The sequence below is a fragment of the Gammaproteobacteria bacterium genome (genome assembly GCA_029881255.1).
Classification (GTDB): domain Bacteria; phylum Pseudomonadota; class Gammaproteobacteria; order S012-40; family S012-40; genus JAOUMY01.
This window is the reverse complement of record JAOUMY010000001.1, coordinates 478,635-490,977: the sequence shown is the minus strand read 5'-3', so window position 1 is coordinate 490,977 and position 12,343 is coordinate 478,635. Positions and strand designations below refer to the sequence as shown.

Genomic DNA, 12,343 nt, shown 5'->3' with positions numbered 1-12,343 from the left:
CAAGTAGTTACGCAGTATACAGCTGTTCTTTTAAGGTTTGGTTACTGTTCGGCGTCGTGTGGGCGAGACACCTGTTTTTCTAATTCTTCGGAACGAGAGAGGTAATACTCTTGATCCGTTCTGCGAGCAGATCTGGGCCAGACGCACAGATGGTAATATGCCCGATTTTTCGGCCGCTTCTCGGTTGTTTATCGTACAAGTGGAGGCTTGCCCCTGAAACTTCCAGAATCGCTTCGGTGTCTGGTAATGCACCCACTATATTGACCATGGCGGCGGAACAACGCGATTCCGTGCTGCCCAATGGCAGACCACAGACAGCACGGATGTGGTTTTCGAACTGCGAGGTTTGCGCACCTTCAATAGTCCAATGACCCGAATTATGCACTCTCGGCGCAAACTCATTTGCCAGCAGCTCATCACCGACCTGGAATAATTCCAACACCAGCACACCTACATAATCTAATTCATTAAGTAGCTTACGTACCATACCCTCAGCTTGAGCCTGTATGGGATCAGAAATCAACACAGTGGACAGGTAAAGTATGCCATTGTGATGTACGTTCTCTACCAAAGGATAAAAGCGTATCTCGCCACTGCGGCTGCGCACGGAAATAATCGATACTTCGCGACTAAAAGTGACAAAACCTTCTAAGGTGCACGGTACTCGACCAACCTGTTCCCATGCGGAATCCAGTTTCGAGATGTCTCGTATCACTGCCTGGCCCTTGCCATCATAGCCCAGTCTGCGAGTCTTCAATATACATGGCAGCCCGAGTTGTTTTACGCCTTCGCGTAAATCTTCAACAGAATTGATCTCTACAAAAGGCGCGGTCCCTATTCCCAACGATTGAAATAATGACTTCTCCGTGAGCCTGTCTTGCGACACCAGAAGCGCACGTGGAGGCGGATATACGGGAACTTGGTTTGCCAGTGATTGCAGGGCATCTGCAGGTACGTTTTCAAATTCGAAAGTGACGCAGTCCTGCTCCTGCGCGAGCTGTTGTAAGCCCGACTCATCGTTATATGCCGCCTGGACTAAGGTCCCAAGAGGTGCAGCGCAGGCGTCAGCGGAAGGGTCCAGAAATCGGCATTTGATGTTTAGAGGATAGGCAGCGAGGGCCATCATTCTAGCTAACTGACCAGCACCGAGTATCCCGAGTTTCATGGCATGTCCCGCGGATCTGGCACCGACAGAACTTTTTGTGTTTGTGCGTTGCGAAAATCATTTACTGCCTGGCGGATCGCGGGATAGTGGTTTCCTAGCATACTTGCTGCCAAAAGCGCGGCATTAGTAGCCCCAGCATTGCCGATGGCGAGAGTGCCAACAGGGATGCCCGCAGGCATTTGTACTATCGACAGCAAAGAGTCCATGCCATTGAGGGCTTTGGACTGTACAGGGACGCCGAGTACAGGGAGTGCCGTCTTGGAGGCAACCATGCCGGGAAGATGGGCTGCGCCACCGGCGCCGGCAATTATGATCTCTAACCCTCTTTGCTCTGCTTCACTCGCATATTGGAAAAGCAAATCCGGTGTACGGTGGGCTGAAACGACCTTTACCTCATGTGGAACACCGAGCTGTTCCAGCACTTGTGCCGCATGTTGCATGGTCTCCCAGTCTGAGGTCGAACCCATGATGATGCCAACCAATGTTTGCATGTGCTGAAGTCCTCTGGTGTGTCAATCAATAGAGGCCGTCATTTTACGCGAATTAGAAGGAAAAGTTGAAGTTACGCTTGTTTTTTCCCGACATGTCTATTTGTTAAGAATCTTCCTATTGAATTTCCCAGAAGCCGGCCGATACCCAGTCTATATTAGATTATGCTAATACAGTGTCTTTGTTTTATCTGGAGGTATTGAATGAAAAAACAGGTAGTTACATTTGTTGTCATGCTGTTAGGCTTTAGTCTTCTCAGCGCTTGTAGTAATGAGAGCCAACTAAAGGCTTGGCAAATGATTAACGAAGGCGCCTTGCTGGTGGATGTTCGGACACCTGGCGAATTCAGGTCTGGCCACGTGCCGGGTGCCAAACTGATACCGGTCAATCAATTGAGTCAACGCTTGAGTGAATTTGGTGCCGATAAGAATCGGCCAATAGTTGTGTATTGCCGTAGTGGAAGTCGTTCAGGTAAAGCGCAAAGTATTTTGCGCGCTGCCGGTTTCAGCAATGTACATAATGGCGGAGGATTTGATGCGTTGATGTCTGCCAGAAAGAATCCGGTTTAAGTTTGATCAGTCGTTAGATATTCCCTATGCTGTAAATAAAAAAACAAGTCATGTTTGATATTTCAGTGGGGAAAGGATGTGCGATATACGCGCAGGTTTTGGCCGTTCTGTTGTGTAGCAGTCTTTGCGTTGTGTGGTTGGGCTTGTGAGGAACCGGGTTTGCCGAGAGTGGCAGATGTGGAAAAAGCCAATGCGACGCCTGTTGCTGATGCGGGTGCTGACAGGGAAATAATCGTTGGGACCCGTATTGCACTAAATGGCGCTGGCTCTAGCGATCTGGAGGGCGCACGTCTTACTTATCATTGGGAGATAGTTCGTAAACCATCGGGTTCTAACTTAATCTTGATCGAAGCCGATCAACAAGGGTTTGAATTTGTCCCAGACCGTCCTGGTCTTTTTATTTTTCAGCTTCATGTGAATGATGGACAACTAAATAGTGCGCCCGATCAAGTCATCGTTACAGCGCTGAATCAACGGCCGTTTGCGAAGCCGGTTTTCTTCGGTATACCGGAGGTAGGGCGCAGTGTTTCCCTGGATGGCAGTCGTTCTTCAGATGGTGATGGACACGAGTTGACTTTTCACTGGCAGATAATCTCCAAGCCCGACGGAAGCCAAAGTGACATTGCTAATCAATTGGCAGTAAAGACTGAATTACGATTGGACGCGACAGGCGTTTATGTTTTACATCTTTTGGTAACCGACGGATTCGAAACAAGTGAACCGGCAATTATTGTCATCGACGTTTCCGACCAAGCCTCACCTAACCCGCAGCCAACAGTCAATTTGCCCCCGGTGGCGGAGGCAGGGAAAGATATCCTAATACATAATCCGGGTGTATATGCCCTGGACGGAAGCGCCTCTTACGATCCGAATAATGATGGCCTATTTTACAAGTGGGAGCTCATTGCTAAACCGCCGACAAGCCAGGCCCATGTTATGAACGGCCAAAGTTCAAAATCGCAACTGAGCGTGGATATCCGTGGCGACTATGTTGTGCAGCTTGTGGTTAGGGACACCTTGGGACTGTCGCATTCTGACACGGTAGTGGTAACAACCAAACATGGCGGATTATTTTGTGCCGATTGTCATAATGGTACAAATGGGGTAGGTGATGAAGCGCATCCATCCGAACAGTTTACCTACTCTGACTGTGGGCGATGTCATAGTGCGCGTTTCTGGTATATGGGTAGCCAACTTCCCGGTTCAGTATATTCACTGGTTATGGACCAGGCCGCACAACGCTACAAGCATGATGGTGTTGTCAGCGGGTGTGCAAAGTGCCACGGAAAATTTCCGCAGAAAATCTTTGCCAGGCATCCTGTAACATCGAGTCGCTGCCAGGCGTGTCATACGAAATTTAGTTGGAAAACCTCGTTGCGTCTTGAGCATACAAAGGCGCTAGGAACGTGTCGGAATTGTCATGACTATTTAGCGGTACATGGTCATGTGCCAACGGAAAAGGACTGTCAGTTTTGTCATGTGAAAACAGACTGGACAAGCCTGTATGGGTCAAGCGCGCACGAAACAACTTACGATACCTTGTGTTTCGATTGTCACATAGACACAAATCATTATCTGGAAAATACCGTCCACAATGGAACCAGTGATCTATGTGAACGGTGTCATTCCAAGCTGGATTGGCTATCGGTATTCATAGATCACACTCAATACGCCAACGATTGTTCCGTTTGCCACAGTGGGAATTTCGTCCCCGGAAAACCGGATTCACATATTCAAACGACTGAACTATGTCATGCATGCCATGCCGTGACCCACTTTTCGCCAGTTTTAACTTTGGACGAAAGTCAGCGGCTTTAGCGCACCTTGATCGGTAGGCAAAGAACGACTTGCATGCCGGAATTCGCTTCCTTTGATCAAGTAGACGCGCTTACAAAGAACGCTAAAAAGTTTCTTACCAAGCACCGGGCGTATGACACGCACTACAGTCTTGTGTTACTGGGTCATGTCCCGCTGGTAGTGGGTGGCAGAATGCGCACTGGATTACCTGAGTGTGATCTACGGCTAGCACAGGAGCCCAACTCACGGTGTTGGTATGACATGCGCTACAAAGATTGGTGGTTACACCATGCGCTGCTGGCAAGGTGTGGCAATTGCTGCATTGCCCTAATACTTCGTTATGATCTACGGTAAATACAGGAACCCAGCCATTGCTGTCATGACAAGATTCACAGAAATCGGTTGTGCGTATGTGACCTGCAGGGCGACGGTGACAGTCGCTACAGAATCCAACAACTTCGTTATGATCGACGAGTACAACTGGGAACCAGCTAGTAGTCGTGTGGCAGGCATCACAAACATCTGAAGTTGCGATGTGGCGTGCTGATTTGCCTGGAGCAACACTGTTATTGTGGCAACTTCTGCAGCTCCCCATCACTTCCTGGTGATCTACTACCGTCGCTGGCGTCCAACTGCTAGTACTATGACAGCTTTCGCAACGATCACTACTGGCAATATGTATACGTCTCTTTCCGGTTGCACTGAAACCATCATGACAGCTGATACATGCGCCAGTGGTTTGGTTATGATCGACGGCAAGTACCGGTACCCAGGCTGCAGTGGAATGGCAGTTTCCACAGAAGTTGCTGGTGTTAACGTGGCTCGTGGATTTTGCAGCAGCAATATTGCCGTTATGGCAGTCGAAACATCCTCCAAGGACTTCGGTGTGAGCAACGGCGACGACGTTCAGCCAGCCAGTGGTGCTATGACACGCGCCACATTCATTCGTTGTTGCTATATGGCCGGCGGGTCTATTATGGCAGCTGTTACATGTTCCTATGACTTCATTATGATCTACCGCCAGTATCTCTAGCCAAGATCCGGTTGTGTGACATGCGCTGCAGACCCTTGTGCTTTGTATGTGTCCGGCAGGTTTGCCCATTGCACGACGGTCATTGTGGCATGAAACACAATCACCAATGACTTCGGCATGATCAACTATCAAGACCGGTGACCAGGCCGTTATGCTGTGGCATGCACCACAATTATCGGAAACAGGAATGTGTAATGTCGACTTGCCGGAGGCGCTTCGCCCATTGTGACAAGCAGCGCATTCGCCTAATGCCTGTGTATGATCCATTACTACACCAATGCGCCACCCCTGAGTTGTATGACATGCGCCGCAATCGTCGGTGGTGGCTGCGTGATTGGTGGTTTTCCCCGGTGCGGTGGAGCCATTGTGGCAGGACTGACATGTGCCAATAACTTCTGCATGATCTACTGTAAAAACAGGTACCCATGCTGTTGTCGTATGACAAGCCGGGCAGTTCGTACTAGAAGGTATATGATTTGGACCTTGGCCGACGGCGAGCATGCCGATCGATGTCGTGCGTCCCTTAGGCGCTAGTTGGGCAAGGGTAACAGACCAGTCATCGGTGCTATGACATTCGTCGCATTGTCCGTGACCGGTGTGTTCTATCCCAGGCGCCATTGCAATCCGGCCATTGTGACAGTTATTGCATCCAACCTCGTCTACATTGTGTGCGAAATAGCTAATCTCCCAGCGATCTGTTTGATGGCAGTTCTCACAGCTACTTGTAACAGGTATGTGTTGCGGTGACGGACCTGTTGCAACGAAAGTATTGTGACACTCGTGACATGTTTTTTGAAATTGCTCATGCTGGATGTTTAGTATGGGGGAGTCATCTGCCTGGTGACAGCTTTCGCAAGCATAGTTGAATACGCCGTGACTGAGAGGCAAATTATTTGTATTTACGTAAGAGGTGGTATTGGCGTGGGCAAATGATGAGGCCAATAGCACAGCGCCAACGAGAACAAGTTGCGCTAAAAACACCTTGCTTCGAAGGATTGTTATATCCTTGAATTGCGCTCCCACCATAGACACACCTGACGACTTTTGCCTGATTGTTGATCTGGGGCTTTGGGAATCGAAAAGTATTTTGAAAGTGTTATTTCGTTTCCGGCCCTGTTATAAATTTTATCGGGCTCGTCAGATGTAGCCGCCGATTGCAGCCGTAGTTTGTGAATTTCCCATTATATTCCCCACGTCTCTTGTTATTGATTTATTGTGATTTTTATTTTGTCTTATATTGAGTCTTGTCTATATGACCAGCTCTGTCAACCAAACCGCACTAAAACACTAGAATTTTATGTTCGCCTTCTTGAAATAGAGGTGAATTTTATGTCCAGATGTCAAAATCAGACTGCTTCTAGCCAATTGTCCGAATAATTGCGCTTGTAACCTTAAATGGCCCTCCTTTATCTAGACTTATTGCATGGTCAACCAGCAAGATTTCTATTCTCAGCGGCGAGGTTTAATTGCCGGTTCTGTTGTGAAAACAGAAGTTAAGATTTCTATTTAAGTAGTTGTTTCTTGCTGGCTAAATATTGGAAGGATTGGGGAATGTTTTGCCGGTTAATTTCAGCAACTTGCGACTGGCGCTGTGGAACCCTGAAAGATTCTTGGCCTGAAGGTGGTTACGAGGACGTGCTTTTTTGAATGAGTTGTCGATAGGCAAAATTGATTTCTTGTAGTCGACTTTTGTTGCCACCACGATCTGGATGATGGGTGGCTGCTAGACGGCGATAACATTCAGTAATCTCCACGTTGTCTACAGGGTCAACCAGGCCGAGGACTTCGAGCGCCGCTTGTCTGCCTTCCAGGCGCGAGAATGTATCCCAGAATTTACCTAATAGAGACTCGACCTCCTCTGCACTCGTATCGTGTAGATTGGAAATGTCGAGATAGTAATCCCGCAACGGATCGTGAAATCCCAAATCGGTAGACTGTGCCATCGTGTCATCTAGTCGAATTTTCAGAACGCTGATTTCCAGTCGGCCCTTTTTTTGACAAGTAAGCTCCTGGTCTAGCAAGTAAAGACAATGAAAAAGTAGAAAGTGAACGCGAAATAATTGGAGATGCCCACCAACTTCAGGTTCATGGGAAAATAAACCTTGCGCTTTCAACTTGGAGATCAATTCATATTCGCTAATCCCTCGTGGGTTTTCACGTAGAATGATTTCTAAGTTGCGGCATAGGGGCTTTACGACTGAGTGCATGACATGTCTATAATCAACATCTATGCCGTATATACACATTATATTTTTTCACTGTATCAATTCTTGAACTGGAGGTTCTATGCGTTCAAACATACTCATCGTTGGTGGCGGTATTGCAGGGCTCACATCCGCTATTGCGCTGAGTCGTATGGGTGCTGAGGTCACTGTTGTTGAAAAAAGAACGGAATGGAATCTCGATGGCGCGGGAATTATGCTCCAGTCAAATGCGTTGGCGATTCTCGATGCACTGGGTTTAGGAGACGCTATTCGGTCGTCAGGTTGTGTGTTACCCGGTGTGGAATTACGCGATCAAAAAGGTCGCATACTACTGGGCGCAGCGAGTTCAAAATTGGGCGAAATCGTGTCGATTCACCGAGGAAAACTGCACCAAGTTTTGTTGAATTCCTGTGCTGGCGTAACGCTTAAGCTTGGCGTTCAAATACAATCGCTGGAAACGCAAGAAAACGACTATGTAACAGTCGCATTTAAAGATGGTTTCACATGTGATTATGATCTCGTTCTTGGAGCAGATGGTCTACATTCGCAAATACGTGACTTTATCCTCGGTAAGGAATCGACTAAGCAATTCCGTTATTCTGACCAGGTGTGCTGGCGCTTAGTCGTGCCTAACATATATAAGCAACAAAACGCGCTGGAAATGTGGGGCGTTGAAAAAAGAGTCGGTTTAATTCCTTTGGCTGATAATCTACTGTATATGTTTTTAGTGAAAAGCGATCCGCAATTTGACTTTACCCTTCGCCAGGAATTACCACTGCGTCCTGAAGAATTTGCAAATTTTTCGTTACACACCGAAGATCTCTTGAAATATGCAGTACAAACAGAACAAAAAATACTTTTTAATGCGCTCGGAGATTTACCCTTGGAATGGGGGAGCCAAAATGTCATTCTGATTGGTGATGCTGCACACGCAATGACACCAAATATGGGGCAAGGCGCGGCAATGGCGTTTGAAGATGTTGCAGCCCTGGTTGAATCCTATCGTGTTAGTGGAAAAGGACAATTGATTAACGGTATATCCCGCTGCCGAACAAAGCGAGTGAACTTGTTTCGTGAGCGTTCCTACTCTTTTGGGCGCTTGGCACACGCGCAAAACGGGATGGTTAGAGCAATACGTAACGGGATTATCAAGATGACTCCTGCAAACATCGCAGCGCGATCTTTAGAAGGCTTATATAAGCCTGGAATTCAGGCGGGCATTAAGCTTGGACAGGCTTTGAAACCCGCGAGTTCTATCGTCTAGATCCTAACTTATTGTTTTTCATCGTTATGCAATTTGCCAGGATGTATCAGTAAATTTCCCATGGGCACTGAATTTTAGGTCGCTTGCTGTCGATATATTCCAGGTATCACGACTATAAATTCAGTGTCCTGGGAACGTCTTGAAAAGATTAGCATTACTCACATTGATCCTGGTTGTCTCTTTGGCAGGTATTTTTCTGCTTATGCGGCAAGTGGTGATTGAGAATATTAAAGCCAGCACCTCGCAAACCATGCGGATTGCCGAGGATGGCTTTAAGCGCAAGGTTGTTGAGTGGCAGTCAGATCTGCAATTTCTGGCGCGTCATGAATCCGCAATACGCATTGCCGCGCGTACCGTGCCTCGAAGCCAGGTAACGCGTAACGCACGTAATGTGGAAGACTATTTCCGTCAATTCCTCAAATTGCGCAAACAATTCGTCAAAAGCGTTCGTCTGGTCGACCGGTACGGCCGTGAACGGATAGTTGTTGATGAAAATGGCCCCTCCAGACATTTCATGAATGTGGAGAAAGATGCCTTCTTTCAGCGCGGGATGGCACAACGGCCTTTTGAATCCGTAGGTACGTTGGTATTTGACGGCGAAAAAACGAATTTTGAATTCACCATTCCGCTGATGGCAGACGGATTTTCCGTTGGCGTTATCAGTCTTGGATTGGATATATCAGCGATTGCCGACTACTTTACCTCTTTTGGTGAAAGCTTCAAATTTAATCATGTGTACGTCATAGATGAACAAGCCAATATTATTTTCCAAAAAGCATTCGAGGTACGCGAAGAAAGTCGTCCTGAAAAAACGGCGAAGAAGGTCTATCTTAGCTTTGTGAACGAAGCGACAGATGTGCCAGTGTTAGAGTCGGATGGCGCTATTTGGGCCTATCTAAACAGTGACGCATTCAAATTTTCGTTTCTCCTGGAAATGGAAAATGATTTGCTTATGCAACGTGTTCTGGATAAGTTTATTCCGGCCGGCTCCCTATTCCTAGTTGCAGCAATCTTTCTGATAGTGTTTCGTAATAAGCGGAAACGATATGTGCGAAAAGGTTCGCTGGTAGTCCCAGATGTCAATATGCGTAAAGGTGGTAGTGGAAAGAATACCGGAAATGACGCAAGTGTAAGGCTGAAAGATTTGGCAAATATCAGTCACGAAATTCGTACCCCGCTGAATAATGTTCTTGGAATGTTGTCATTGTTGCGGATATCTCGTCTGGACAACAAGCAGAAAGAGTATCTTGATCTGGCGACTCGTTACAGTGAATGGATACTAGAGCTACTGAACGAGATTACTGACTTCTCAGCTTTGAAAAAAGGAAAGCTCAAACTCGACAAAATCGAATTCAATATACGTCAAACTATAAAAGATGTAACAGAAATTCTTTCGGTAGAAGCATACAAAAAAGGACTGGATATTGTAAGTCTGGTGAATGCAGAGGTTCCAGAAAGAGTAATTGGTGATCCCACAAGATTGCGCCAGATTCTGGTTAACCTAATCGGAAATGGCGTGAAATTTACTGAACACGGCGACATCTCTGTCAATGTTACGCTCGAAAAACTCAAAGATGGCAAGGCAACGGTTAGAATAGAAGTAACCGACACCGGTGTAGGAATCGACGCGGAGATAGCGCACACCGTATTTACCGAATTTGAAAAAACAGAAATCATTCCCGAAGGAGAAAACACCGGCGTTGGTCTGGGTCTTAGCATAACCAAACAACTGGTGGAGATGATGGGGGGTAAGATTGGATTTCGTGAAAACTCGCTAGGTGGAAGCACATTCTGGCTAACCCTGCCTTTGAAAGTTGCAAATTCTATAGAACACGTTTTGGCTAAAGGCAAGTTAAATGGGCTAACGGCCTTCATGCTTGGAGAAAATGCGAGCAATCGAAAGAGTATTGCGTCGGCTCTTAGTAATTGGGGTGTGAGTTGTGACACGAGCGGCAATTTTGAAAGCGCACTTTCCATTCTGAGTCGATCGAAACAAAGTAATAGACCATATGACATTCTCATTCTCGATATTTCAATTAGCTCTGCTACGGACAAAGCTTTTGAACTAGTGAGACATATGAGGGAAGACGTCAACATACAAAATATCCAAGTGCTTCTCTTGACGTCGCATGGGATACCCGGTGACAGCATGGTTGCGAAGGACTTAGGTATCCGCGCCTATCTGACAAAGCCAATTAATCGAAGCGATCTGAAAAAAGCACTTCTGGAACTGCGTAGAGAGTTGCCGGATTCATATAGCAATGAGCTTGTAACAAGACATAGTTTGCGCGAACAGGACGAAAACACGCCGGTCGCATTGGTTGTCGAAAATAATCGTACTTATCAAAAGTTGATTGTAGGTATGTTGGCTCGTCTTGGCGTAGTGGCAGATTTGGCTGAAAACGAAAAAGAGGCGTTTGAGGCGATTAAGTCCCGTAGCTATGGTCTGTTACTGGTGGACTATCAGTTGCCAGACGTGCCAGTACTTGAGTTTGTTCAGCGCGTAAAAGGCTACGAGGCACGCCTGTCTAGTTCGAAAAAAGAAAATCAGGATGAACGTGCGTTGGGAACTCCTGTTGTGCTCCTAAGTACCCAACTTAGCGAGCGAGATACTGAAGCTTGTATGAGGGCAGGAACAGACGACATTTTGTCTAAGCCAATTAATATTGATCGACTCGCCAATTTACTGTGCAAATGGGATTTAATCGAAGCGGACGTGTTTGGGCAAACAGAAATGGTTGGATAGTGTAGTCAAAATAAAAGCCATGCTTTATTGGAGATAAATTTTGAAAGTGGTAAACCGCTATATTGGTGATACCGGAAATCTGGAGAAGACTGATGTCTGACAGGATGCTTATCTGCGCGATCCTTGTGGTTGGAGTAATATTGATGGCCTGCACGAAGGCTACAACGCCCACACAGCCTGAACAAGCAATTGCTGCAGCCGAGCCGCCTGAACAGGCCCCCATTAAAAAGCTTGAGGAAATCGTCGAGCCAGCGATTGAAGTCGTGGAGACTAAAATTGAAATTGAGTCGGAGCCTAAAACCAGTCGGTATCTGGTAAAAAAAGGCGATTCATTATGGAAGATCGCTGCAAAACTTGATGTCTATGGCGACGCCTTGAAATGGCCACTAATTTTTCAGAGTAATGTTGCCAGAGTAAAGGATCCAGATTTGATTAAGCCGGGTATGGTGTTGACTATTCAACATAACCATAGCGGTAATATGGCTGAACTTGCTATAAAGCATGCAAAAAAACGTGGTGTCTGGAAACTTGGAAAGACAGAAAAGTCTGACCTGGCTTTCTTGCAGAACATGCAATAACCGGTAGTTTTTTGTCACAAATTGTTTCAATTTCCATCAAATATAAAATCTTTTGGATTGATACCGATAACAGAGTTAGGGCAGTAAGATTAGGACGAATATAGTGAAAGCGCTTATTGTAGACGATGATAGCTTTATCCGGCAGGTACTACGAATGATTCTGTCAGAACTCTCGATAGAGGTCGTACACGAGTCCTTTTCAGTTAAGGATGCCGACATTTCGATAAAAAGTCATCAAGCGGATGTCGTGTTCCTGGACATTATGTTGCCGGATGGTAGCGGCCTGGATTTGATTGAGCCAGCCAGAAAAGCTTTGCCCAACGCAAAAATATTGATGATTAGCGGTAATGCTACACAAGAGAAAGTCAAGGAAGCTGTGGATAAAGGCGCAAGTGGTTTCATCGTTAAGCCGTTTAACGCAAATGTAGTCGTTAAGAATATTGCCAATGCACTGAAAATAGATTTGCCCCCTGAGTATAGTTAACCCCTTTTGGGTTT

At 46.5% G+C, this 12,343-nt stretch carries 10 protein-coding genes; 6 read left to right on the top strand and 4 right to left on the bottom strand.

Annotated elements, in window-relative coordinates; genetic code table 11:
• Window positions 1–79 precede the first annotated feature (79 nt).
• Together OEZ43_02290 and purE are read right to left on the bottom strand one after the other, a co-directional pair.
• A complete protein-coding gene (locus OEZ43_02290) occupies window positions 80–1,165 on the bottom strand; it encodes a 5-(carboxyamino)imidazole ribonucleotide synthase (protein MDH5544390.1) in 1,086 nt (361 codons plus the stop codon).
• Window positions 1,162–1,656 carry a 5-(carboxyamino)imidazole ribonucleotide mutase gene (gene purE, locus OEZ43_02285; protein MDH5544389.1) on the bottom strand — a complete coding sequence of 165 codons (495 nt, stop codon included), beginning with the start codon at window positions 1,654–1,656 and terminating at the stop codon, window positions 1,162–1,164. The genes OEZ43_02290 and purE overlap by 4 nt, the downstream gene beginning before the upstream one ends.
• Window positions 1,657–1,857: 201 nt before the next feature.
• Between purE and OEZ43_02280 the strand changes: the two genes are divergently transcribed.
• Window positions 1,858–2,223, top strand: coding sequence for a rhodanese-like domain-containing protein (locus tag OEZ43_02280; protein MDH5544388.1), 366 nt, complete (start codon window positions 1,858–1,860; stop codon window positions 2,221–2,223).
• Window positions 2,224–2,382: 159 nt separating this feature from the next.
• Window positions 2,383–4,041 carry a PKD domain-containing protein gene (locus OEZ43_02275; GenBank protein MDH5544387.1) on the top strand — a complete coding sequence of 553 codons (1,659 nt, stop codon included), beginning with the start codon at window positions 2,383–2,385 and terminating at the stop codon, window positions 4,039–4,041.
• A 94-nt stretch (window positions 4,042–4,135) separates the two neighbouring features.
• Here the strand turns inward: OEZ43_02275 and OEZ43_02270 are convergent, their stop codons facing one another.
• Both OEZ43_02270 and OEZ43_02265 read right to left on the bottom strand, forming a co-directional pair.
• On the bottom strand, window positions 4,136–6,079 hold the full coding sequence (locus tag OEZ43_02270) for a hypothetical protein (GenBank protein MDH5544386.1): 1,944 nt from the start codon (window positions 6,077–6,079) through the stop codon (window positions 4,136–4,138).
• A gap of 599 nt (window positions 6,080–6,678) precedes the next feature.
• Window positions 6,679–7,260: a DnaJ domain-containing protein gene (locus OEZ43_02265; protein MDH5544385.1), complete on the bottom strand. Its 582-nt coding sequence runs from the start codon at window positions 7,258–7,260 to the stop codon at window positions 6,679–6,681.
• A gap of 79 nt (window positions 7,261–7,339) precedes the next feature.
• On the opposite strand from OEZ43_02265, the gene OEZ43_02260 reads away from it, so the two are divergent.
• The 4 genes from OEZ43_02260 to OEZ43_02245 all read left to right on the top strand — a co-directional run bounded on the left by OEZ43_02260 (window position 7,340) and on the right by OEZ43_02245 (window position 12,329).
• Window positions 7,340–8,521: an FAD-dependent oxidoreductase gene (locus OEZ43_02260; GenBank protein ID MDH5544384.1), complete on the top strand. Its 1,182-nt coding sequence runs from the start codon at window positions 7,340–7,342 to the stop codon at window positions 8,519–8,521.
• Between the two features lie 139 nt (window positions 8,522–8,660).
• Window positions 8,661–11,267, top strand: coding sequence for a response regulator (locus OEZ43_02255; GenBank protein MDH5544383.1), 2,607 nt, complete (start codon window positions 8,661–8,663; stop codon window positions 11,265–11,267).
• A 92-nt stretch (window positions 11,268–11,359) separates the two neighbouring features.
• Window positions 11,360–11,845: a LysM peptidoglycan-binding domain-containing protein gene (locus OEZ43_02250; protein MDH5544382.1), complete on the top strand. Its 486-nt coding sequence runs from the start codon at window positions 11,360–11,362 to the stop codon at window positions 11,843–11,845.
• Window positions 11,846–11,948: 103 nt separating this feature from the next.
• Window positions 11,949–12,329, top strand: coding sequence for a response regulator (locus tag OEZ43_02245; protein ID MDH5544381.1), 381 nt, complete (start codon window positions 11,949–11,951; stop codon window positions 12,327–12,329).
• The last annotated feature ends 14 nt before the right edge of the window (window positions 12,330–12,343 follow it).

Coding starts and splice junctions, on each gene's coding strand:
- OEZ43_02290 (MDH5544390.1), bottom strand. CDS start 1,165: ATGAAACTCGGGATACTCGGTGCTGGTCAGTTAGCTAGAATGATGGCC.
- purE (MDH5544389.1), bottom strand. CDS start 1,656: ATGCAAACATTGGTTGGCATCATCATGGGTTCGACCTCAGACTGGGAG.
- OEZ43_02280 (MDH5544388.1), top strand. CDS start 1,858: ATGAAAAAACAGGTAGTTACATTTGTTGTCATGCTGTTAGGCTTTAGT.
- OEZ43_02270 (MDH5544386.1), bottom strand. CDS start 6,079: ATGGTGGGAGCGCAATTCAAGGATATAACAATCCTTCGAAGCAAGGTG.
- OEZ43_02265 (MDH5544385.1), bottom strand. CDS start 7,260: ATGCACTCAGTCGTAAAGCCCCTATGCCGCAACTTAGAAATCATTCTA.
- OEZ43_02260 (MDH5544384.1), top strand. CDS start 7,340: ATGCGTTCAAACATACTCATCGTTGGTGGCGGTATTGCAGGGCTCACA.
- OEZ43_02250 (MDH5544382.1), top strand. CDS start 11,360: ATGTCTGACAGGATGCTTATCTGCGCGATCCTTGTGGTTGGAGTAATA.